Annotated in this window: 20 protein-coding genes and 1 pseudogene; 17 read left to right on the top strand and 4 right to left on the bottom strand. The window is 63.1% G+C overall.

All coding sequences use genetic code 11. The annotated features are described in order from the left end of the window. The first annotated feature begins 5 nt into the window (after positions 1–5). The 17 genes and pseudogenes from JQ575_RS05250 to JQ575_RS05170 all read left to right on the top strand — a co-directional run bounded on the left by JQ575_RS05250 (position 6) and on the right by JQ575_RS05170 (position 18,243). Positions 6–494, top strand: coding sequence for a hypothetical protein (locus JQ575_RS05250; RefSeq protein ID WP_212032189.1), 489 nt, complete (start codon positions 6–8; stop codon positions 492–494). A gap of 7 nt (positions 495–501) precedes the next feature. Then, positions 502–2,577: an NADH-quinone oxidoreductase subunit NuoG gene (gene nuoG / locus JQ575_RS05245; protein WP_212032188.1), complete on the top strand. Its 2,076-nt coding sequence runs from the start codon at positions 502–504 to the stop codon at positions 2,575–2,577. Between the two features lie 10 nt (positions 2,578–2,587). After that, the gene (nuoH, locus tag JQ575_RS05240; RefSeq protein ID WP_212032187.1) at positions 2,588–3,628 is read left to right on the top strand and encodes an NADH-quinone oxidoreductase subunit NuoH; all 1,041 of its coding nucleotides are present in this window, start codon (positions 2,588–2,590) and stop codon (positions 3,626–3,628) included. A 7-nt stretch (positions 3,629–3,635) separates the two neighbouring features. Next, positions 3,636–4,130 carry an NADH-quinone oxidoreductase subunit NuoI gene (gene nuoI / locus JQ575_RS05235; protein WP_212032186.1) on the top strand — a complete coding sequence of 165 codons (495 nt, stop codon included), beginning with the start codon at positions 3,636–3,638 and terminating at the stop codon, positions 4,128–4,130. 9 nt (positions 4,131–4,139) lie between these two features. After that, a complete protein-coding gene (locus JQ575_RS05230) occupies positions 4,140–4,778 on the top strand; it encodes an NADH-quinone oxidoreductase subunit J (protein WP_212032185.1) in 639 nt (212 codons plus the stop codon). Then, positions 4,775–5,083 carry an NADH-quinone oxidoreductase subunit NuoK gene (gene nuoK, locus JQ575_RS05225; RefSeq protein WP_028162793.1) on the top strand — a complete coding sequence of 103 codons (309 nt, stop codon included), beginning with the start codon at positions 4,775–4,777 and terminating at the stop codon, positions 5,081–5,083. Before JQ575_RS05230 ends, nuoK begins: the two co-directional genes overlap by 4 nt. 8 nt (positions 5,084–5,091) lie before the next feature. Then, positions 5,092–7,164 (top strand): NADH-quinone oxidoreductase subunit L, encoded by a 2,073-nt coding sequence (gene nuoL, locus JQ575_RS05220; RefSeq protein WP_212032184.1) that lies wholly within the window; start codon positions 5,092–5,094, stop codon positions 7,162–7,164. Further along, a complete protein-coding gene (locus JQ575_RS05215; RefSeq protein ID WP_212032183.1) occupies positions 7,164–8,672 on the top strand; it encodes an NADH-quinone oxidoreductase subunit M in 1,509 nt (502 codons plus the stop codon). The genes nuoL and JQ575_RS05215 overlap by 1 nt, the downstream gene beginning before the upstream one ends. Positions 8,673–8,682: 10 nt before the next feature. Then, complete coding sequence (nuoN, locus tag JQ575_RS05210; RefSeq protein ID WP_212032182.1) at positions 8,683–10,122, top strand: NADH-quinone oxidoreductase subunit NuoN; 1,440 nt, start codon at positions 8,683–8,685, stop codon at positions 10,120–10,122. Positions 10,123–10,183: 61 nt separating this feature from the next. Further along, positions 10,184–10,996, top strand: coding sequence for a biotin--[acetyl-CoA-carboxylase] ligase (locus JQ575_RS05205; RefSeq protein WP_212032181.1), 813 nt, complete (start codon positions 10,184–10,186; stop codon positions 10,994–10,996). Position 10,997: 1 nt separating this feature from the next. After that, positions 10,998–12,668, top strand: a complete 1,671-nt coding sequence (locus tag JQ575_RS05200) for a ribonuclease J (protein WP_212032180.1) — start codon at positions 10,998–11,000, stop codon at positions 12,666–12,668. A 40-nt stretch (positions 12,669–12,708) separates the two neighbouring features. Beyond that, complete coding sequence (gene mce / locus JQ575_RS05195) at positions 12,709–13,113, top strand: methylmalonyl-CoA epimerase (RefSeq protein ID WP_192733440.1); 405 nt, start codon at positions 12,709–12,711, stop codon at positions 13,111–13,113. 125 nt (positions 13,114–13,238) lie between these two features. Then, positions 13,239–13,514 carry a DUF1467 family protein gene (locus tag JQ575_RS05190; protein ID WP_212032179.1) on the top strand — a complete coding sequence of 92 codons (276 nt, stop codon included), beginning with the start codon at positions 13,239–13,241 and terminating at the stop codon, positions 13,512–13,514. A 72-nt stretch (positions 13,515–13,586) separates the two neighbouring features. After that, on the top strand, positions 13,587–13,934 hold the full coding sequence (locus JQ575_RS05185; RefSeq protein ID WP_212032178.1) for a hypothetical protein: 348 nt from the start codon (positions 13,587–13,589) through the stop codon (positions 13,932–13,934). A gap of 60 nt (positions 13,935–13,994) precedes the next feature. Continuing rightward, positions 13,995–15,284, top strand: coding sequence for an S-methyl-5-thioribose kinase (gene mtnK, locus JQ575_RS05180; protein ID WP_249166452.1), 1,290 nt, complete (start codon positions 13,995–13,997; stop codon positions 15,282–15,284). A gap of 868 nt (positions 15,285–16,152) precedes the next feature. Then, positions 16,153–16,301 (top strand): annotated as a pseudogene (locus JQ575_RS44415) (S-methyl-5-thioribose kinase); the annotation flags it as partial. A gap of 190 nt (positions 16,302–16,491) precedes the next feature. After that, positions 16,492–18,243: an adenylate/guanylate cyclase domain-containing protein gene (locus tag JQ575_RS05170; RefSeq protein WP_212032175.1), complete on the top strand. Its 1,752-nt coding sequence runs from the start codon at positions 16,492–16,494 to the stop codon at positions 18,241–18,243. A 139-nt stretch (positions 18,244–18,382) separates the two neighbouring features. Here JQ575_RS05170 and JQ575_RS05165 read toward each other — a convergent pair whose 3' ends face one another. The 4 genes from JQ575_RS05165 to JQ575_RS05150 form a co-directional block, all read right to left on the bottom strand. After that, positions 18,383–19,642, bottom strand: a complete 1,260-nt coding sequence (locus JQ575_RS05165; RefSeq protein ID WP_212032174.1) for a dienelactone hydrolase family protein — start codon at positions 19,640–19,642, stop codon at positions 18,383–18,385. A gap of 195 nt (positions 19,643–19,837) precedes the next feature. Continuing rightward, on the bottom strand, positions 19,838–20,872 hold the full coding sequence (locus JQ575_RS05160; RefSeq protein ID WP_212032173.1) for an ABC transporter permease: 1,035 nt from the start codon (positions 20,870–20,872) through the stop codon (positions 19,838–19,840). A 12-nt stretch (positions 20,873–20,884) separates the two neighbouring features. Continuing rightward, positions 20,885–22,387 carry a sugar ABC transporter ATP-binding protein gene (locus JQ575_RS05155; RefSeq protein ID WP_212032172.1) on the bottom strand — a complete coding sequence of 501 codons (1,503 nt, stop codon included), beginning with the start codon at positions 22,385–22,387 and terminating at the stop codon, positions 20,885–20,887. Positions 22,388–22,393: 6 nt separating this feature from the next. Then, a complete protein-coding gene (locus JQ575_RS05150; protein ID WP_212032171.1) occupies positions 22,394–23,413 on the bottom strand; it encodes a sugar ABC transporter substrate-binding protein in 1,020 nt (339 codons plus the stop codon). Positions 23,414–23,440 lie beyond the last annotated feature (27 nt).

Genomic DNA, 23,440 nt, shown 5'->3' with positions numbered 1-23,440 from the left:
TGTCGATGTCGCAACCGAGCTTCTGGTGGCAGAGATACGGGACGCTTGCGCAGATGGCGCAGGCGACCGTGGCGCTGCTCGGCTTTGTTGCGATCCTGCTCCAGATCAACGAGATCCGCACCGGCAACCGCGCGACCAGCGCGCGGCAGGCGTTTCTGGGCTACACCGATCTGGCGTTCAAGAATCCGAAATTCGCGCAGCCGGACTACGAAAAGATCAAGGCCGGCGGCCGCGACGAGCAGGTCCAGTACGAGAGTTTCGTCACCTACTTCCTCTACGCCTGTGAGGAAGCGCTCGGCGCGTTCGCGGGAAAGCGCGAGTGGCTGGCTTCCTGTGATTACGATTTGAAGCCGCATCTGCCGTTCCTGTGCGAGAAGAACGCGGCGCAGCCGGCCTATCTCGCCACCTATGGCGCCGAGACCCAGCAGTGGATCAAGGCGTCGCTGAAGACCGCAAGCGTTACACCACCCGACTGCAAGCTCGGAAAGACTTGAGAGCGCAATGACCAAACTCATCGTCGATGGCAAAGAGATCGATGTCCCCCCGGAATACACGCTGCTGCAGGCGTGTGAGGCCGCGGGCGCCGAAATTCCGCGCTTCTGCTACCACGAGCGGCTCTCGATCGCCGGCAATTGCCGGATGTGCCTCGTCGAGGTGAAGGGCGGCCCGAAGCCGGTGGCAAGCTGCGCCTGGGGCGTGCGCGACTGCCGTCCGGGACCAAAGGGCGAGCCGCCGGAAATCTCGACGCGTTCGCCGATGGTGAAGAAGGCGCGCGAAGGCGTGATGGAATTCCTGCTGATCAACCATCCCTTGGATTGCCCGATTTGCGATCAGGGCGGCGAATGCGACCTGCAGGACCAGGCGATGGGTTATGGCGTCGATACCTCGCGCTTTGCCGAGAACAAGCGCGCGGTTGAAGACAAATATCTGGGCGCGCTGGTCAAGACCTCGATGAACCGCTGCATCCAGTGCACGCGCTGTGTCCGTTTCTCCGCCGAAGTCTGCGGCGCGCCGGAAATGGGCGCGACCGGCCGCGGCGAGGACATGGAAATCACGACCTACCTGGAATCGGCGCTGACTTCCGAACTGCAGGGCAATCTCGTCGATATCTGCCCGGTCGGTGCGCTGACCTCGAAGCCGTATGCCTTTGCGGCGCGGCCCTGGGAGCTCGGCAAGACCCAGTCGGTCGACGTGATGGACGGCGTCGGCTCGGCGATCCGGGTCGACACCCGCGGCCGCGAGGTGATGCGGATCCTGCCGCGCATCAACGAGGCCGTGAACGAGGAATGGATTTCCGACAAGACCCGTCACATCGTCGACGGCCTGCGGACCCAGCGGCTCGACCGGCCCTATATCCGCCAGAACGGCCAGCTCCGCGCCGCGTCGTGGTCTGAAGCGTTTGCGGCGATTGCTGCCAAGACCGGCCGTATCGACGGCAAACGGATCGGTGCGATTGCGGGCGACCTTGCCGCGGTCGAAGAAATGTTCGCGCTGAAGGAGCTGCTGGCGAAGTGCGGCTCAAGCAATCTTGCGGTGCAGGGCGGCGACGCCTTCGATCCCAGCGCCGGCCGCGCGTCCTACATCTTCAACCCGACCATTGCCGGGATCGAGCAGGCCGACGCGCTGCTGATCGTGGGCTCGAACCCGCGCAAGGAAGCCGCCGTCCTCAACGCCCGCATCCGCAAGCGCTGGCGCTCGGGCAAGCTCAAGGTTGGCGTGATCGGCGCCAAGGCCGACCTGACCTATGACTACGATTATCTCGGCGCCGGCACGGATTCGCTCGGTGACCTCGCGGCCGGCAAGCATTCCTTCGCCGAGGTGCTCAAGGGCGCCAAGAACCCGATCGTGCTGGTCGGCGCCGGTTCGCTGGCGCGCCATGACGGCGCGGCGGTGCTGGCGCTCGCTGCCAAACTCGCGGTTGACGTCGGCGCACTCAAGGACGGCTGGAACGGTTTTGGCGTGCTGCAGGATACGGCGTCGCGCGCGGGCGCGCTCGATATCGGCTTTGCGGCTGGCAAGGGCAGCCTGAATCTCGCGCAAATGACCACCTTCGGCACGCTCGACGTGCTGTTCCTGCTCGGCGCCGATGACGTCAAGGTTCCGGACGGGACCTTCGTGGTCTATATTGGCACCCATGGCGATCGCGGCGCGCATCGCGCCGACGTCATTTTGCCGGGCGCGGCCTATACCGAAAAATCCGGCATCTACGTCAACACCGAGGGCAGGGCGCAGATTGCCAACCGCGCCGCGTTCCCGCCGGGCGAGGCGCGCGAGGATTGGGCGATCGTCCGTGCGCTGTCGGATGTGCAGGGCAAGAAGCTGCCCTATGACTCGCTTCAGGCGTTGCGCCAGGAACTCGTCAAGGCCGTGCCGCATCTGATCCGGATCGACCAGATCGAGCCCGGTAAGCCGGAAGAGGTGAAGGCGCTGGCCGGCAAGGGCGGCAGCGTCGAGAAGACGCCGTTCAAGACGTCCGTCGAGGATTTCTACCTCACCAACCCGATCGCGCGTGCGTCGGCGGTGATGGCGGAATGTTCCCGCCTGGCGTCCGGGCAAATGCTGACGGCAGCGGAGTGAGCGTGACCTGATGGCTGAATTCTTCGCAAGCTCGTTCTGGACCGGTTTCCTCTGGCCGCTGATCATCATGGTCGCGCAGAGCCTGCTGCTGCTGGTCGTGCTGCTGATCGCGATCGCCTACATCCTGCTTGCCGACCGCAAGATCTGGGCGGCGGTGCAGATCCGCCGGGGTCCCAACGTCGTCGGCCCCTGGGGCCTGCTGCAATCCTTCGCCGATCTTTTGAAGTTCGTGCTGAAGGAGCCGGTTATTCCCTCCGGCTCCAACAAGGGCGTGTTCCTGCTGGCGCCGCTGGTCAGTTGCGTGCTGGCGCTGGCTGCCTGGGCCGTGATCCCGATGGATTTCGGCTGGGTGATATCAAACATCAATGTCGGCGTGCTCTACATCTTTGCGATCTCGTCGCTGTCGATCTACGGCATCATCATGGCCGGCTGGTCGTCGAACTCGAAATATCCGTTCCTCGCCGCGCTGCGTTCGGCGGCGCAGATGGTGTCGTACGAAGTCTCGATCGGCTTCGTCATCATCACGGTGCTGTTGTGCGTGGGCTCGCTGAACCTGACCGACGTGGTGCAGGCCCAGAACACCAGATTCGGGCTGCTCGGCTGGTACTGGCTGCCGTTGTTTCCGATGTTCGTGATCTTCTACGTCTCGGCGCTGGCCGAAACCAACCGGCCGCCGTTCGATCTGGTGGAAGCGGAATCCGAACTGGTCGCGGGCTTCATGACCGAATACGGCTCGACGCCGTATTTGCTGTTCATGCTCGGCGAATACGTCGCGATCACCACGATGTGCGCGCTCGCGACGATTCTGTTCCTGGGCGGCTGGCTGCCGCCGGTTCCCTACGCACCGTTCACCTGGGTGCCCGGGATCATCTGGTTCGCGCTGAAAGTGTTCTTCATGTTCTTCATGTTCGCGATGGCGAAGGCGATCGTGCCGCGCTACCGCTACGATCAACTGATGCGGCTCGGCTGGAAAGTGTTCCTGCCGCTGTCGCTGGCGATGGTGGTGATCGTCGCCGGGGTTCTGCAATTCGCGGGGCTCGCGCCGAAATGAGGTCGCTATGAGTGTCAATATCAACGCAACAGCCCGCTCGCTTCTCCTGACCGAGTTCGTATCGGCGTTCTTCCTCGCCATGCGCTACTTCTTCAAGCCGAAGCCGACGCTGAACTATCCGTTCGAGAAGGGCTCGATCTCGCCGCGCTTCCGCGGCGAGCATGCACTGCGCCGCTATCCGAACGGCGAAGAGCGCTGCATCGCATGCAAGCTGTGCGAGGCGATCTGTCCGGCGCAGGCCATCACCATCGAGGCCGGCCCGCGCCGCAACGACGGCACCCGCCGTACCGTGCGCTACGACATCGACATGGTGAAATGCATCTATTGCGGCCTGTGCCAGGAAGCCTGCCCGGTCGATGCCATCGTCGAGGGACCGAATTTCGAATTCGCGACCGAGACCCGCGAGGAACTCTACTATGACAAGGCGAAATTGCTCGCCAATGGCGACCGTTGGGAGCGTGAGATTGCGAAATCGATCGAACTCGACGCGCCGTACCGGTGAGGTGAGGGCATGATCCTTCCCGCGCTGTTCTTTTATCTGTTTGCCGGCATCTGCGTGGCGTCGGCGGTGATGGTGATTGTCTCGCGCAATCCCGTGCACTCCGTGCTGTATCTGATCCTGGCCTTCGTCAACGCCTCGGGCCTGTTCATCCTGATGGGCGCCGAGTTCCTCGGCATGATGCTGATCGTGGTCTATGTCGGCGCGGTCGCGGTGCTGTTCCTGTTCGTGATCATGATGCTCGACGTCGACTTCGTCGAGCTGCGCGAAGGCTTCATGCAATATTTGCCGATCGGGCTCGTGATCGGCGGCATCTTCGTGTTCGAGCTTCTGCTTGTCGTCGGCGGCTGGGCGATCAATCCGTCCGTGACCAAGAACATCACAGCGGCGATCCCGGCCAATATCAGCAACACTGAGGCGCTCGGCCTCGTGCTCTATACGAAGTACATCCATTACTTCCAGCTTGCCGGCATGGTGCTGCTGGTGGCGATGATCGGCGCCATCGTGCTGACGCTGCGCCACAAGGTCAACGTCAAGCGGCAGGACATCAACGTGCAGAACGCGCGGACGCCTGAGCTCGCCATGAGCGTGCGCAAGGTGGCCGCGGGCCAGGGCCTGCAGGACGCGGACGCGGCGGAGTGGGTGAAATGACGATCGGCCTCGGACATTACCTCTCGGTCGGCGCCATCCTGTTCACGCTCGGGATCCTCGGCATCTTCCTCAACCGCAAGAACATCATCGTCATCCTGATGTCGATCGAGCTGATCCTGCTTTCGGTCAACATCAACCTGGTGGCGTTCTCGACCTTCCTCGGCGACATCGTCGGCCAGGTGTTCGCGCTGCTGGTGCTGACGGTCGCCGCAGCCGAGGCCGCGATCGGCCTGGCGGTGCTGGTGGTGTACTTCCGCAACCGCGGTTCGATCGCGGTTGAAGACGTTAATTTGATGAAGGGCTAGGCGCAGCTATGGTTCAGGCAATCGTCTTTCTGCCGCTGCTGGGCGCCATTCTGGCCGGCCTGATCGCCATTTTTGGTGCGCATGCGCGCAACCTGAGCGGCGATACAGTCGAACATCATGATGACGGTCATGGCGCCGATACGCATGCGTCAGCCGCCCACGACGACCACGGCCACGACGATCACGGCCATGACGACCACCACGTGTCCGAGCCGCCGGCCGCGGGCTCGCGCGCGGCCGAACTGATCACGACCGGTCTCTTGATGATTTCGGCTGCCCTTTCCTGGGTCACGCTGGTCGATGTCGGCTTCATGCACCACGACGCGCGGATCGCGCTGTTCCCCTGGATCAATTCTGGCGATCTGCAGGTCGCATGGTCGCTCCGCGTCGATACGCTGACCGCGGTCATGCTGGTCGTGGTCAACACGGTCTCGGCGCTCGTTCACCTCTATTCCATCGGCTACATGGACGAGGATCCGCACCGGCCGCGCTTCTTTGCCTATCTGTCGCTGTTCACCTTCGCGATGCTGATGCTGGTGACCTCGGACAATTTGGTCCAGATGTTCTTCGGCTGGGAAGGCGTCGGCCTCGCCAGTTATCTCCTGATCGGTTTCTGGTACCAGAAGCCGTCGGCCAATGCGGCGGCGATCAAGGCCTTCGTGGTCAACCGCGTCGGCGATTTCGGTTTCGCGCTCGGCATCTTCGCCGTGTTCATGCTGCTCAAGTCCACCGATTTCGAGACCATCTTCGCGGGCGCGCCGGGGCTCGCAGGCAAGACCATCGACGTGTTCGGCTGGCATGCCGACGCGCTGACGCTGACCTGCCTCTTGCTGTTCATGGGCGCGATGGGCAAGTCGGCCCAGTTCCTGCTGCACACCTGGTTGCCGGACGCCATGGAAGGCCCGACGCCGGTCTCGGCGTTGATCCATGCCGCGACCATGGTCACCGCCGGCGTGTTCATGGTGGCGCGCCTGTCGCCGCTGTTCGAGCTGGCGCCGAATGCGCAGGCCGTGGTGATGTTCTTCGGCGCCACCACCGCCTTCTTTGCGGCGACGATCGGCCTCGTGCAGAACGACATCAAGCGGATCGTCGCTTACTCGACCTGCTCGCAGCTCGGCTACATGTTCGTGGCGATGGGGGCAGGGGCCTATTCGGTCGGCATCTTCCATCTGTTCACGCACGCCTTCTTCAAGGCGCTGCTGTTCTTAGGCTCCGGCTCGGTGATCTACGCGATGCATCACGAGCAGGACATCCGCAACATGGGCGGGCTGAAGGACCGGATTCCCTTCACCTATATCGTGATGGTGATCGGCACGCTGGCCTTGACCGGATTCCCGCTCACCGCCGGCTATTTCTCCAAGGATGCGATCATCGAATCCGCGTTCGTCTCGCATAATCCGTTCGCGATGTACGGCTTCCTGATGACGGTGGTCGCAGCCGGCCTGACCTCGTTCTATTCCTGGCGTCTGATCTTCAAGACCTTCCACGGCGAGCCGCATGATCAGGAGCACTATGAAGCCGCCCACGAGGCGCCGCTGTGGATGCTGGTCCCGATCGGCGTCCTCGCCGCCGGCTCGATCCTGGCCGGCTTCCCGTTCAAGGAATTGTTCGCAGGCCATGGCGTGGCCGAGTTCTTCCGCGAGTCGCTGAAGATGCATCCACATATCATCGAAGAGATGCACCACATCCCGGCATGGATCGCGTACCTGCCGACCGTGATGATGGTGGTGGGCGCCTATATCTCCTACGTCTTCTATATCCGCCGGCCCTATCTGCCGGTCGAACTCGCCAGCCAGCATCCGATGCTCTACCAGTTCCTGCTCAACAAATGGTATTTCGACGAGCTGTATGACCTGATCTTCGTTCGCCCGGCCAAGTGGATCGGCCACTTCCTGTGGAAGAAGGGCGATGGCTACGTCATCGACGGCTTCGGCCCCGACGGCATTTCCGCGCGGGTGCTCGATGTCACCCGCAACGTCGTGAAGATCCAAACCGGCTATCTCTATCACTACGCATTCGCGATGCTGATCGGGGTTGCCGGACTAATCACCTGGTTCATGTTCGGCTTGGGAGGCCAGTGATGACAACCTGGCCCATTCTCTCGGTCGTCACCTTCCTGCCGCTGTTCGGCGCGCTGGTGATCTACATCAGCCGCGGCGACGACGAGGCGGCGAGAAGCAACTCGCGCTGGATCGCGCTGTGGACCACGCTGGTCACCTTTGCAGTCTCGCTGATCCTGGTCTGGCGCTTCGATGCGACCAATCCGGACTTCCAGTTCATTGAAAAGGCGTCGTGGCTGGCGAGCGGCATCACCTACCACATGGGTGTCGACGGCATTTCGCTGCCGTTCGTGATCCTGACCACCGCCCTGATGCCGTTCTGCATCATCGCGAGCTGGAAGTCGGTGACGATGCGGGTGCGCGAATACATGATGGCGTTCCTGCTGCTGGAAACGCTGATGATCGGCACCTTCTCGGCGCTCGACCTCGTGCTGTTCTACCTGTTCTTCGAGGGCGGCCTGATCCCGATGTTCCTGATCATCGGCGTCTGGGGCGGCCCGCGCCGGGTCTACGCCTCCTTCAAGTTCTTCCTCTATACGTTGCTCGGCTCGGTCTTGATGCTGCTGGCGATCATGGCGCTGTACTGGAACGCCGGCACCACCGATATACCGACTCTGATGCACACCGCCGTGCCGCGCTCCCTGCAGACCTGGGCTTGGCTGGCGTTCTTTGCGTCCTTTGCGGTGAAGATGCCGATGTGGCCGGTGCACACCTGGTTGCCGGACGCGCACGTCGAGGCGCCGACCGCGGGCTCGGTGATTCTGGCGGCGATCCTGTTGAAGATGGGCGGCTACGGCTTCCTGCGCTTCTCGCTGCCGATGTTCCCGCTGGCGTCGCATGATTTCGCCTGGATCATCTTCTCGCTGTCGGCGATCGCGATCATCTACACCTCGCTGGTGGCCTTGATGCAGGAAGACATCAAGAAGCTGATCGCCTATTCGTCGGTGGCGCATATGGGCTTCGTCACCATGGGCATTTTCGCCGGCACCACACAGGGCGTGGCCGGCGGCGTGTTCCAGATGATCTCGCACGGCATCGTCTCGGGCGCGCTGTTCCTCTGCGTCGGCATCGTCTACGACCGCATGCATACCCGCGAAATCGCCGCCTACGGAGGGCTGGTGAACCGGATGCCGCTCTACGCGCTGGTGTTCATGGTGTTCACCATGGCCAATGTGGGGTTGCCCGGCACGTCGGGCTTCGTCGGCGAATTCATGACGCTGCTCGGCACCTTCAAGGTCTCGATCCCGACCGCGACCTTCGCCACGCTCGGCGTGATCCTGTCGGCGGGCTACGCGCTCTGGCTCTATCGCAAGGTGGTGTTCGGAACGCTCACAAAACCGGCGCTCGCCAGCATCAAGGACCTCACGTTCCGCGAAGGCCTGATGCTGTTCCCGCTGGTGTTCCTCACCATCCTGTTCGGCATTTATCCGAAACCGGTGCTCGACATGTCGGCAGCCTCGGTTCAGCAACTCGTCAACAATTACAACACCGCCGTGACTGCCGTGAAGGCAGCCGCGTTGATCCAGTAAGGCCGCCTCCATGAGCTTCCAAAGTGCAGGTTATCAGTTGCTGCCGGTGTTGCCGGAGCTGGTGCTGGCCGCGGGTGCCATGGCGCTGCTGATGCTCGGCGCCTATCGCGGCGGCGAGGGGACGACCCGCCTCGTCACCACCCTTGCGATATGCCTGCTGGTGGTGACCGGCGCGCTGGAGCTGATGTTGCCGGCCGGCAAGCTCACGACCTTCGGCGGCAGCTTCATCGTCGACGATTTCGCGCGTTTCCTCAAAATTCTGGCGCTGATCGGCTCGGGCGCAACCCTGATCCTGTCGACCGAATTCCTCTCCGATCCGTCGCGGCGGACCTTCGAATTTTCGATCCTGGTGCTGCTCTCGACCCTCGGCATGATGGTGCTGATCTCGGCCGGCGACCTGATCATGCTCTATCTCGGGCTCGAACTGATGTCGCTGGCGCTCTACGTGGTCGCCGCCAGCAACCGCGACAACGCCAAGTCCACCGAAGCCGGCCTCAAGTATTTTGTGCTCGGCGCGCTGTCGTCGGGCATGCTGCTGTACGGCGCCTCGCTGGTCTACGGCTTTACCGGCACCGTCAGCTTCGCCGGCATCGCGGCGGCTGCGAAAACCGGCAATATCGGGCTCGTGTTCGGGCTGGTGTTCCTGCTCGCCGGCCTCTGCTTCAAGGTGTCCGCCGTGCCGTTCCACATGTGGACGCCCGACGTCTATGAGGGCGCCCCGACGCCCGTGACCGCGTTCTTTGCCTCCGCGCCGAAGGTGGCGGCATTGGCGGTGTTTACGCGCGTGGCGCTGACGGCATTCCCGGGCATCGTCTCGCAATGGCAGCAGATCATCGTGTTCGTCGCGATCGCCTCGATGGTGCTGGGCTCGTTCGCCGCCATCGGGCAGAAGAACATCAAGCGCCTAATGGCCTATTCCTCGATCGGCCACATGGGTTTTGCGCTGGTCGGGCTCGCGTCCGGCACCGTCGAGGGCGCGCAGGGCGTGCTGGTCTATATCGCGATCTATGTCGCGATGACCCTCGGCACTTTCTCGGTCATCCTGACGATGAAGCGCAACGGCCAGCCGATGGAGCAGATCAGCGACTTTGCCGGCCTGTCGCGCACCAATCCGCTGCTCGCCTTCTTCTTTGCGATGCTGCTGTTCTCGCTGGCCGGCATTCCGCCGCTCGCGGGCTTCTTTGCCAAATGGTACGTCTTCGTCGCCGCGATCAAGGCAGGCCTGTTCACGCTCGCCGTGGTCGGCGTGCTCGCCAGCGTCGTGGGCGCGTTCTACTATCTCAGCATCATCAAGGTGATGTATTTCGACGAGCCGGAAGGCCAGCTCGATCCGATGCGCACCGAGCTGCGCGTGGTGCTGGCGATCACCGGCGTCTTCACGATCTTCTTCTTCGTCTATCCGGGGCTGCTGGTCAGCGTGGCCGCGGCCGCGGCGAAGTCGCTGTTCTAGCGCGCATGATCCCGAAAAGTGGAAACCGGTTTTCGGAGAAGATCATGCGCAGAAATTTGAAATGACCTTCGCGCTCGGTTCCCGGGCCTTATCGGCGGGTTACCGTCTCGCCGCCTTTGACCAGGTCGGCTCGACCAATACCGAGGCCATGGCGCACGCCCGCAGTGGTGAGCCCGGCTCGACTTGGTTCGTCACGACAGAGCAGACGGCAGGAAAGGGACGGCGCCAGCGCGCCTGGATCGCGCCGCGCGGCAACCTTGCCAGCAGTGTTATCGAGATCATCGACGTCCCGCCCGCGACTGCCGCGACATTGGGCTTTGCCGCCGGGCTCGCGATCGCAAGCGCCCTGCAGCAGGTGAGCATCGAGGCCAATCTGCGAAGGGCCGGCTCTGACCCATTGAAATTCCAGCTGAAATGGCCGAACGACGTACTGGTCGAGAAGCAGAAGCTGGTCGGTATTTCACTCGAAGCCGAAGCTGTCGCGGGCAACCGGCTGGCCGTCGTGGTCGGGATCGGTACCAATGTGGTCGCAGCCCCCACGGGCACGCCGACGCCGGCCATTTCGCTGGCGGCGCTAGGTGTCCATGTCGGCGCCGAGGAACTGTTCGCCGTGCTGTCGGACGCCTGGGTCGAATTCCGCGGCATCTGGGACAATGGTCGCGGTTTTGCTGAAATCCGCCGGCTGTGGCTGGCGCGCGCCGCCGGCCTCGGAGAGCCGGTCGCCATCCAGACCGGAACTGCGACTATCGCTGGCACGTTCGACACGATAGATGAAAGCGGCTGCCTGATCGTCCGGACCGCAGAAGGCAAACACCTCCCGATCGCCGCGGGCGAGGTTTATTTTGGCTCGGCGGCCTCCGTGGGAGCTGCCTGATATGGCTAAACCAGATGAACTGACCTTTGCGCCGCTCGGCGGCGTCGGCGAGATCGGCATGAACCTGTCGATCTACGGGCTCGGCAACCGCCACCAGCGGTCCTGGCTCGCGGTCGATCTCGGCGTCTCCTTTGGCGACGAGGAGCATTTGCCGGGTATCGACCTGATCATGCCCGACATCCGCTTCCTGGAGAAGGAACGCAAGAACCTGATGGGGCTGGTGCTGACGCACGCCCACGAGGATCATTTCGGCGCCATCATCGATCTCTGGCCGAAGCTGCAGTGCAAGATCTACGCGACCAAGTTCAGCGCCGCGCTGTTCGAGGCCAAACTGGCGGCCGAGCGCAATCCGCCGAAAATCCCGGTCACGGTGGTGCCTTCAGGCGGGCGTGTCCATCTCGGCCCGTTCAACGTCGAATTTATCCCGGTTGCGCATTCGATTCCGGAATCGCACGCGCTGGCGATCCACACCTCGGTCGGCACCGTGCTGCACACCGGCGACTGGAAGATCGATCCGACGCCGATCATCGGCCTGCCGACCGACGAGCGGCGCCTGCGCCAACTGGGCGACGAGGGCGTGCTGGCGCTGGTCGGGGATTCCACCAATGCGGTGCGGGAAGGGCGCTCGCCCTCGGAAACCGAGGTCGCCGCCACCATTACGAAATTGGTAAAGGCCGCCAAGGGCCGGGTCGCCGTCACCACCTTCGCCTCCAACGTCGCGCGCCTGAAGGCGGTCGCCGACGCTGCCAAGGCCGCCGACCGCGAGGTCGTTGTGGTCGGGCGTGCCATGGAACGCGTGGTGCAGGTCGCGCGCGAAACCGGCTATCTTGACGGCGTGCAGAATTTCCGCGGCGCGGATCTTTACGGCCATTTCCCGCCCGACAAGGTGCTGGCGCTGTGCACGGGAAGCCAGGGCGAGCCGCGCGCGGCGTTGGCGCGCATCGCCAATGACGACCATCCGCAGGTAACCCTGAACAAGGGGGACTGCGTGATCTTCTCCTCGCGCACCATTCCCGGCAACGAGAAGGCGGTCGGCAGCATCATCAACGGCCTGGTCACGCAGGGCATCGAGGTCATCACCGACCGCACCGATCTGGTCCATGTCTCCGGCCATCCGCGCCGCGACGAACTGCGCGACATGATCTCCTGGGTGCGTCCGCAGCTCCTGATCCCCGTGCATGGCGAAGCGCTGCATCTGTCCGAGCATGCCAAGCTGGCGCGTACCGCTGGCGTGCCGAAGGTCCTGATTTGCAAGAATGGCGACCTGGTCAAGCTCGGCCCCGGCGACCCCGGCATCATCGACCAACTGCCTTCGGGCCGGATCTACAAGGATGGCACCATCCTGGAAGATTCCAAATCGCGCGCCGTGGTGGAGCGGCGACGGATGGGATTTGCCGGCTGTGCCTTCGTGGCGATCGCGATGACCGACAAGGGCGAGTTGGCCGACGATCCCGAGGTCGATCTGGTCGGCATCCCCGAGAAGAATACGGCCGGCGAACCCCTCGACGATATCGTGTTCGATGTGGTGGTATCGACCGTGGAAGGCCTGCCGCGGGCGCGGCGGCGCGATGCGGATGCGACCGCGGAATCGGTGCGCCGTGCGGTACGTGCCGTGCTGAACGAACATTGGGGCAAGAAGCCGATCTGTCTCGTGCATGTGCTGACGATCTAGCGCGTGTTCCGCGGAACTGGGCAATAAGGGAGGAGCTACGATGCTGGGTCGGCTCAATCATGTCGCGATCGCGGTCAAGGACGCCGAGAAGGCGGCCAGGATTTATGGTGGCGCATTCGGCGCCGAAATCTCCGGCGCGGTGCCGCTGCCGGAGCATGGCGTCATCACCGTGTTCGTGACGCTGCCGAACACCAAGATCGAGTTCATCCAGCCGCTCGGCGACGCGTCACCGATCGCCAAATTCGTCGAGCGCAACGCCGACGGCGGCATCCATCATATCTGCTACGACGTGCCCGACATCATCGCGGCGCGCGACAAGCTGATCAGCGAGGGCGCGCGCGTGCTCGGCGACGGCGTGCCCAAGATCGGCGCGCACGGCAAGCCGGTGCTGTTTTTTCATCCGAAGGATTTTTCCGGCGCGCTCGTCGAAATCGAACAGGCCTGAAACAGCATGATCCGGAAAAGTGGACACCGGTTTTCCCTCGCGACAAACGCGGAACGCGTTTGCGCGGAGATCATGCTCAAATGTGAGCATCAGATCATGATCCGATCAAATCGGAGCATGATCTGATGGCCTACAACATCTCGACGATGTTCGCGATCTACTTCGTGTTGTGGTGGGTCGTGCTGTTCGTGACGCTGCCGTTCGGCGTGCGCAGCCAGCACGAGGACGGCGAGGGCGCCCCCGGCACCGATCCCGGCGCGCCGGTCCTGGCGCGGATGGGTGGCAAGCTGATCTGGACCACGATCATATCGGCGGTCATTTTCGCCATCGCGATGTGGGCCTATTATCAGGGATTCTTTAATATCGAGCGGCTGGCCAAGCTGATGGGGACGCCGTTCTAGGGGCAATTTGAGTACCTCAATGCACACATGCGGCGCGGCGAGGCCAGGCACTAGCTTGCCGGGAGAACAGAAATGACTTTTCAACGCATCATGATCGCTCTGGTGATCCTGCTCGCCGCCGGCCTTGGCGGGTCGTTCTACATGAACTGGAAGACGCTGAACCAGCTTCGAACGGTGAAAGCCTTCGTCGAACAGGCGGTCTTTCCCGACGCGGTCGTGGCCTGCGAGAAGGCGCAGAGCTCGACGCCGTTCAAATGGAACGGCGGCAAACAGACCGCGGCGATCGGCCTGAATTCGGTCAAGCTCAACAAGGACACGATCATCGCGAGCTACACGCTGGTCGCCGACAGCGTCTACTGCGACTACGATCCGATCAAGAAAAAGGCCGACATCGGCTCCAACTTCCTCGAGCGGGAGTGAAACCGAAGCTCAGGCGCCAACAACCGGAGGCGACGACCGATGACCGCACAAGAGCGAGTGTTGGATACCCCTCGGCCGGACCAATACCGAATTCTGCGAGAGGCCGATCTGCGCGACTATCTCGCGCAGCTTCCCGCGATCGCAAGCCAGCTTGGCGGTGCGCCGGCAACCTGGTCGATCAGCGAGGTCGGCGACGGCAATCTCAACCTTGTCTTCATCGTGCGCGGCGGGGCTGGCAGCATCGCCGTCAAGCAGGCGCTGCCCTATGTGCGCCTGGTCGGCGAGAGCTGGCCGCTGCCGCTGTCGCGCTCGCATTATGAACATCTGGCGCTCACCCATCAGGCCCGGCTGGCGCCCGCCCTGGTGCCGGCGGTGCTCCACCACGATGAGGTGCTTGCCCTGATCGCGATGGAGTTTCTTGAGCCGCATATCATCATGCGCAAGGGGCTGGTGGCCGGGACGACTTATCCGCGTTTTGTCGAAGACATCACGACGTTTTTGGCGCGAACGCTGTTCTTCAGCTCCGATCTCGCGGTCCCCGCCGCCGAAAAGAAGGAGGGCATTGCCGCCTTCGCCGGCAATCATGCGCTGTGCAAGATCACCGAGGACCTGATCTTCACCGATCCCTACCGCGTCGCCGAACAGAACCGCTGGACCTCACCCTGGCTGGATACGACCGCGGCGCGCTTTCGCGAAGACTTGGATATTCATGTCGCGATCAGCAGGCTCAAGCTGAAGTTCATGGCCTCGCCGGAGGCGCTGATCCACGGCGATCTTCATACCGGCTCGATCATGGTGACGCAGCGCGAAACGCGGGTGATCGATCCCGAGTTCGCATTCTATGGGCCGATGGGCTTCGATATCGGCGCCGTGATCGCAAATCTCCTGATGGGCTATCTGGCCTCCAGCGGCCACGAAACGTCGCCCGGCGATCGGCGCGCCTTCGAGACATGGCTGCTGGAGACGGTCGAAGGCGTATGGACGGAATTCGCGCGCAAGTTCGTCGAACTCTGGCGCACGGAAGCGAAGGGCGACGCCTATCCCATATCGCTGTTTGCCGGACCAGGCGGGACGGCGCGCCTCGAGGCCGAGCGGCAGGCCTATATGGCGAAGCTGTTTGCCGACACCGTCGGGTTTGCCGCAGCGAAGATCATCCGCCGCATCCTTGGTCTCGCGCACAATATCGACTTCGAACTGATCGAGGATCCGAAGCGCCGCGCCGTCTGCGAAGCGGGAAGCCTGCGTCTGGCGCGGGCGATGCTGCTGGACCCGGTGTCGTTTGCGTCCATCGGCGCCGTCACCCGGGCGGCGCGGGAAGTGCGCGACTGGCAGCCGGATTTCAGGGAGTAAGGACGAACGGCTGGCCAAGCATGATCTACGTCCGCTTTCGGCGGATTGCGGACATGGCCGGACTTGCGCAGCCAGCGGGCAGTTATGAACTAGCGACGTCCTGATCGCTTGAGTTCGGCGACCTGAGGCTTCTCCCCGGCCAACTTCCCTCCGGCGAGCAGGCTGCTGCAATACCACCAGGCGCCAGCGTTGCTCCCACCCAAAAACAGTCGGCTGTTCTGGCACTCAGCATAGGTTTTGTAGTTGTGTGTACGTTTCTGCACGTTGGCGAAAAAGGAGGCGGACCCCCCCGGACACCGAGCATCCATTCCAGGGTTGGTTGCCGTACTTGAAACTTGTTTGGCAACCATCGTTGCAATTGTTGGAGATTTTCTCGAACGCGGCAAGCTTCTCCATGGTTGTACCTGGCCCCGCCAGTATGGCACCTGGCGAAGTCGATCGTATTGCCGCGGCTGGCGATCTCCGGGGAGATGCAACCGTGTGTGCCACCCGAGCGGGCCTTTGTGACCTTACCGCCGGCCGAAGCGGCCTTGCCACCTGCTTCGGCGCGTCGACCGTGACGGCAGGAAGCGGGGTGGTTGAGCCCGTTGCGGTTTGCGACATTGCCGTACCGCTCAGGCCGCACAACAATGCAGTTGATAGGATAGCGACAGCTGAGGGCGCGACAAGGCTTGACGACAATCTCATGACATGTCCTTCCAAATCCGGAACGGAAATGCCGTTCCGATAAGTGCACGGTACCATACATTCCGAATTGCGCTACCTAGGGTTGAAAAAATATCTACCGATGACCCGCCATCGACATGCTGGCCAAGAGAGCGCTGACCGCTCACTTAAGGCCGCTGCGATGTCTGCTTCTGATCGCCTCGAACTGATCGAGGATCCGAAGCGTCGCGCCGTCTGCGAAGCGCGAAGCCTAAGGCTGGCGCGTGCCATGATGGTGGGATCGTCCTCATTCCCCACGATCGGCGATGTGACGAAGCGGCACGAGAAATGCGCGACTGGCGGCCGAATTTCGATGGGTGCTGGTTCGGATGTGGTCTACTTCCGCTTTCAGCGGATTGCGGACTTGCTCGACGCGGTTGCGAATGACCCATAACAGACATACCTGCAAAAGGCGGCGGCAGAACCAGATATCGCCCCCGTGGTGATAGCCGTGCGCTCATTGTGGTACAGTTGCCGCAAGCCGTAGCCTGGAGAGCAGTCCATGGCACAGCAGCGGGTCGAACGCAGGCTTGCAGCGATCCTTGCCGCCGATGTGGCTGGTTACAGCCGACTCATGGGCTTGGACGAGGCAGGGACAGCGCGCCGCTTGCGTGACCATCTAGCGGCAATGCGGCCGATCGTCGGAAAGCACGACGGACGGATTTTCAAGACCATGGGCGACGGCGTGCTCATTGAGTTCCCATCGGTGGTGGCAGCGGTCGAATGCGCTATCAAAATGCAGAAGCTAATGGTCCGACGCAACGCCAAGCTGATCGCGGAACAGCGCGTGCTGTACCGCATCGGCATCAATCTCGGCGAGGTGCTGGTCGAGGGCGATGACATTCTGGGCGATGGTGTCAATATCGCAGCGCGACTCGAAGGAATTGCTGAACCCGGCGGAATCTGCTTGTCGCGTTCCGCATACGAACAGGTCAAGGGTAAGATCGCCGCCCAGTACGCTGATATGGGTGAGCAGCGTTTGAAAAACATCGCTGACCCGTTGCAGGTATTTCGGGTCAACGTCGGCTTGGCCGCTGCCGCGTCGGCTCCGCCAACTCTTCCATTGCCGGACAGGCCGTCCATCGTGGTCCTGCCTTTCACGAACCTCAGCGACGATCCGGAGCGCGCGTACTTCGCGGACGGCGTCACCGAGGACCTCACCACAGCGCTGTCCCGGCTTCGCTGGCTCTTCGTCATCGCCCGCAACTCGGCCTTTGTCTACAAAGACAAAGCCGTCGATGTGAGGACAATCGCCCGCGATCTGGGCGTGCGCTACGCCCTGGAGGGCAGCGTACGCACGGCTGGCCAGCGCATCCGCATCACGGGCCAGCTCATCGATGGCGAGACGGCCAAGCACATCTGGGCGGAGAAATACGATCGTGAACTGCACGACATCTTCACGGTCCAGGACGAGATCACGGAAAACATCGTTGCCGCGATCGAGCCGCACCTCTACGCCCAGGAGGGCTATCGTGCCACCCGACAGCCGCCTGAAAGCGTCGATGTCTGGGGACCCGTGGTCCGCGCCATCGACCTCATTAACAAGTTTGGCCGCAAGCACAACGAAGAGGCGCAACGCTTGCTGCGCCGCGCCATAGAGATCGACCCGAACTATGCGCGAGCGCACGCCACACTCAGCTGGGCGATCTGGTGGGCCACGCTCTACTATTACGTTGAAGACCGCTCCGAGGGCTACAGGCAGAGCGCCTTGCACGCCCAGGAGGCGTTGCGCCTCGACCAGAGCGAGCCGTGGGCCCACATGACCGTCGGCCTCAACTTGAGCACCTCCTGCCAACACCAGCGCGCGCTGGCCGAGCACCAGGCCGCCCTCAACCTCAATCCCAGCTTCGCGCTCGCGCGCACGGCTTATGGCTGGGCGTTGTTGCGCGCGGGTCGCTTCGATGATGCGATCGCCGAAACTGCAAAAGCGCTTCGCATGAGCCCATTGGATTCCTTTGCCGGCCTTTACACCACGATCCACGGTTTGGCGTTGCTCGCGGCGCGGCGCTTTGCGGAGGCGCTGCCATATGTCCGGGCATCGGTCGCCGCCGATGCCGAATTCGCCGGGCACTACAATGCGCTCATCAGCTGCTGCGGGCATCTCGGCTTGATCGAAGAGGCGGAGGAATTCACCGTCCGCCGCAACAAGGTCGGGCCACCGCTGAGGGTGGGCGTGCTGCGCAACAATCTGCGCGGCTTCGCCCATTGCGAGGTGTTCGCGGAGGGCTTGATCAAGGCCGGCATTCCCGAATAGGCGGCGTCCTTCAAGACATGATCGACAAAGATATCAACTCGGCGAAAGCCCTCGACCAGGTTTGCACCGCCATCAGACAGCCGTAAGAGTGGCGCAATTGACCCGTTTCAGACATCGACCGAACTCTGGATTGGGCCCGTCAGGGGCGCTGGCGACTGAGCGAAGCCAAGAATTCGTCCGCGATCGGTCGCCATCGGCTGGGATAAAGTCGCAGCAGATGGCCGTCACCAGGAACGTCGTGGAGAAGTTCAAAGCGCGCACGGCCCCCAGTTGCGGTGAACGCTTGGTAGTATTCGCGGATCAGGGCTTCGGGGTAGAGTTTGTCGCTGTCGGCATAAAGCCAGAGCTGCGGAACCTTCTCCGCAGCACCGCGGCCTGCCTTCGCATAATACGGCGTGGTCACCGGCCCGTAGGGGTACCAGCCACCAGTGAAATTCACCACGGCCATCACCTCTCCGGGCTTGAGGCCGGCATAGTGCATGGCGAGAAAGCCGCCGCGCGATTGGCCAGCGACCAGCACCGGTCCTGGCCGAACGCCGGGCAACGTGCGGCCGTAGGCAATCGCCGACTCGAGGTCCTCAACGGCTTGTGCGACGCCCGTCGAGACATCGACGAGGCTGCCGTCGTTAGCGCGTCCGAAGTCTTCCTCGCCGTTGATCCCTTCGGATCTGCCACGTCCTCGGCGCATCAGCGCCAGCACGGCAAAACCATTGTCGCGAAGCCAATGCGCCTCGGTTGAGAACGACCAGGTCCTTAGCTGATTCCGGCCTACATCGGACCCGTGGGTGAAGATCGCAAGGGGCGCCGGGCCAGGGCCGGTCGGCGGGTAGAACGTCGCCTCCAACATGATCGGCCGTGCGCCATCGGGCGTCCGAACGATGAGGTGCGGAATCCACACCCGCTCGCCGGGCCATGGCCAATCGCCGGGCCGTTGCCCCGCGGCCAAGCGAGCCGCGTCGGTACGGACCATTGCTCCAGAGGTAACGCCGCCCGACTTCAGCGTTGCAGTCACGTACAGCCGGTCCGGACCGTCGAAGGCGTAACGGAAGGTACGAAATCCTGTCATCGTCAGCACGCCGTCGACGATCGTCGCCTCGTCGCGCCACCATTCTCGATTCATGCCGTAAAAGGCGGAGTCCGACTGCGCGAAAATGACGTTCGCATGTCCGTCAGGTTTGACGCGCTCGACTACGAGGATATGCCTGTCGTCGTGCCAAGTGCCAATCCATGCGCCCTGAAAGCGGGCAATCTCAGGCGGCACGTCGGGTGCCGGTGTCTCCATGTCGAACTTCTCTGGCAGCGGGACGATCGACTCGGGGTCGACGGTGAGTGACTGGGCCTGAGCGCCGTGCATCCCGTTCATCAATACCGCCACAAATATCATCAGCAAGTTGCGCATGTTCCGTCCAGTGCCCAGCACCAAGCGCAGAGCAATCTAGACTTTACGACAACGTAAGGTAGGCGTCACTTCCGTTATTCGCACCTGGCGGACATGTCAGTCCGCGCAGACGATGTCGATCCATCGACGCAATGCGGACTCTGGCAAATGTGCGCCCTCGGCAGATCTATGGGTTCACGGCCTGGAACGCTGCCTTCAATCAACCGACCTTTCCCGCAGCCGCTGCGCATAGACGTTGATCACCAGCGCTGCGAGCAGGATCAGGCCGCGGATCAGGATCTTCAGGAAGCTGTCGATGTTGACGTGGTCGAGGCCGTTGTTGAGGACGCCGAGCACGAACAGGCCGACGATGGTGTTGCCGATGCCGCCGCGGCCGCCGAACAGGCTGGTGCCGCCGACCACGACGGCGGCGATCGAGTCGAGCAGGTAGGTGTCGAACTCGTTCTGCTGCGCGCTGCCGAAATGGGCGACGCCGAGCATGCCGCCGATCCCCGAGCAGACCGCCGCGATCACCATCGCGCTGCCGAGGATGAGCTTGACGTTGAGCCCGGAATATTCCGCCGCCTCGCGGTTGCCGCCGACCATGTACACGTAGCGGCCGAAGCGGGTGTAGGTCAGCACCAGATGGCCGCCGAGCAGCATCAGCGCGGCCACGATCACGATGCAGGGTATACCGCCGATCGATCCCGATCCGAGCGTCGTGATCACGTCGGGCACCTTGTAGGCGATCTGGCCGCGCACCAGCAGCGCGGAAATGCCCGCGGCGATCTGCATCATCGCCAGCGTCATGATGAAGGAGGGAATGCCGATCACGGTGAGCCCGAACGCGTTGACGACACCGAGCAGGGCGCAGAGCGCGAGCGCCAGCATGACCGCGGCCCAGCCGGGCATCGGGACGTTGGCGATGTTCACGTAGGAGTCCTGCAGGGTGAAATAGGCGACCGCGATGCCGGTGACGTTGGCGATGCTGGCGATCGACAGGTCGATCTCGGCGCACAGGATCACGAAGGTGAGGCCGACGGCGATGATGCCGGTCACCGATACCTGGGTCAGGATGTTGCCGAAATTGTCGAGCGTCGCAAACGACGGGCTGGCGGCGGCAAAAAACCCGGTCAGGCAGATCAGCGTCAGGAACGGCGCGATGTTGCGCATCTGCGAGCGCAGGAACCTGCCGACGCTGCGCGGCCGCTTGCGATCCGCCGGGACTGTCGCGCTTTCACTGCTCGCCATTCAAAGTTCTCCTCAAGCCGCTTGCAGCAGGCGGTCCTTGCTGACCATCTCATGGGCGAATTCGCGCACCACCGCGCCGCGCTTGAGGACGATGATGCGGTCGGCCAGCGACAGCACCGTCTCCGGTTCGGTCGAAAGCACGATCACGGCCAGTCCCTTGGCGCGCAGATCCCTGACGATGTTGACGACGTCGTTCTTGGCGCCGACGTCCATGCCGCGCGTCGGCTCGCACAGCACCAAAAGGCGCGGCGGATAGCTCAGCCATTTCGCCAGCGCCACCTTCTGCTGATTGCCGCCGGACAGCATGCCGAGTTCGAGTTCGACGGCCGCGGGCCTGATCTGCAACTGCTCGACCTGGCGCGCGGCGATCGACCGCTCGCGTGCGGGCTTGAGCAGCAGCGCCGAAATCCGGCCCAGCACGCTGATCGAGATGTTCTTGTAGACCGGCTCCTGGTGGAACAGCATGGCGCGACGACTCTCGGGAACGAAGGCGACGCCGGCGCGCCGCGCCGCCGCCGTGCTGGCGAAGGATTTGGGTTCGCCGCCCACGATCAGCGTGCCGCGGTCGGGCTTGATCTTGCCAAATAGAATTCGCGCCAGCTCGAGCTGCCCGCAGCCCATAAAGCCGTAGATGCCGAGGACCTCGCCGCCGCGCGCCTCGAACGAGACGTCCTGCAGGCTGCGGGCGAGCGTGAGCTCGTCCGCCTTCAGCACCGCCGGACGATCGGTTGGCGGCGGCAGCATGATGTCGTCGGTATAGGTCTCGCCCAGCGCCTCGCTGCCCTTGCCGATCATGGCCTCGATCAGTGCCGCCTTGCTGGTCGCGGCCGCTTCTGTCTCGGCGACTTTCCGGCCGTTGCGGAACACCGTCACGGTGTCGGAGACGCGCAAAATGTCCTCGATGAAATGCGAGATGAAGACGATGGCGCAACCCTCGTCGCGCAGCCGCCGCAGCGTCGCAAACAGACGCTCGACCTCGGGCGGCGAGAGGGCGGAGGTCGGCTCGTCGAGAATGACGATGCGGGCGCCCGAGAACAGGACGCGGGCGATCTCGATCAGCTGCTGCATGCCGATCGGCAGATCGCCGAGCCGCGACATCGGATCGACGTCGATGCCGAATTTGGCGAGCTGTTCGCCGGCCTCGCGCGCCATGCGCCGCCACTGTACGAGGCCGAAGCGGTTGGTTGGCTGGGTGCCGAGAAAGACGTTTTCGGCCACCGACAGGTCGGGGGCGACGCTCAGCTCCTGATGGACCATGGCGATGCCGGCCGCATGCGCATCGCGGGTCGAACGGAAGCGGGTGTCCTTCCCGTCCAGAATAGAACGGCCGGAGAACTCCGCATGCACGCCGGCGATGATCTTCATCAGCGTGCTTTTTCCCGCGCCGTTTTCGCCGACGAGACCATGGATCTCGCCGGCGAACAGCGCAAAATCGACCCCGCGAAGCGCCTCGACGCCGCCGAAGGCTTTGGTGATCCCTCGCAGTTCGAGGATGGGTGCGCGTTGCGGAATCATCAGGCTTCAGATCAGGAAATGATTCTCCATCCACTGCATGCCCGCGGCGTTGGCCTTGGTCACGACCGGGCCGTCCGTTATCACGTGCTTCGGAATGCCCTGGCCGCTCTTTTCGCCCCCGGTCACCGCGGCGACACCGGCGACGATGGCGCCGCCATGGATGCGGCACGAAGGATTGCGGACGGTTGCGAACATCCGGCCTTCGCTGACCGCCTGGATCGCCGGCGGCATGGCGTCGACGCCGCCGATCAGGATGTTGGTGCGGTTGCGCGCCTTCATGATGTTGTAGGCGGCGAGCGCCATGTCGTCATTGTGGAAGAAGGCGGCGTCGATCTGCGGGTATTTTGTCAGATAGGTTTCCCACAGACGCGCCGTCTTTGACACGTCCCAATCCGCCGGCTGGGTGTCGAGCACCTCGATGTTCGGGAATTGCTTGACGACCGTATTGAAACCCTTGGCGCGGCCTTGCGCGCCGGTGTGGCCGAGGGCGCCCTGGGTCATGATGATCTTGCCCTTGCCGCCCATGGCATTGCACAGCGCCTGCGTCACCGAGGCGCCCATGAATTCATTGTCGGGGGCGAGGAAGGAGTGGACGTTGATCTGGTCGAGCGGTGCGATCAGCGTGTCCATGTCGATGACCGGGGTGCCGGCGCTGATCATCTTCTGCACCGGCTGGGTCAGGGTGCCGATGCCGAACGCCTGGATGGCAACGAAATCCCATTTCTGCGACGCCATGTTGTCGATCGCGGCACGCTGCTTGACGGCGTCGAGCTGGCCGTCGAACCAGGTGACCTCGACGTTGAACAGCTTGCCCCACCATTCCGCGGCCTGCTTGCCCTGTGCGCACCAGGTGGCCTGCAGGCCGGCGTTGGAGAACGCCGCCTTCAGCGGTTTCTCGGAACGCGCGGCCTGCGCTAGCGCGGGGCTCACGCCCAAACCGCCGAACAGCGCGGTCGCTGCGCCGGCGAACGCCGCCGACTGAAGAAGATCACGCCTGGTCGTAGAGGATTTGTCCGTCCCTGACATTGCTTGCTCCCTCGTTTTCATTTTTAT

Source organism: Bradyrhizobium sp. JYMT SZCCT0428, from assembly GCF_018131075.1.
In the GTDB taxonomy this organism is placed as follows: Bacteria; Pseudomonadota; Alphaproteobacteria; order Rhizobiales; family Xanthobacteraceae; genus Bradyrhizobium.
The sequence above is the reverse complement of the archived record's forward strand: the minus strand, read 5'-3'. Positions and strand labels throughout refer to the sequence as shown.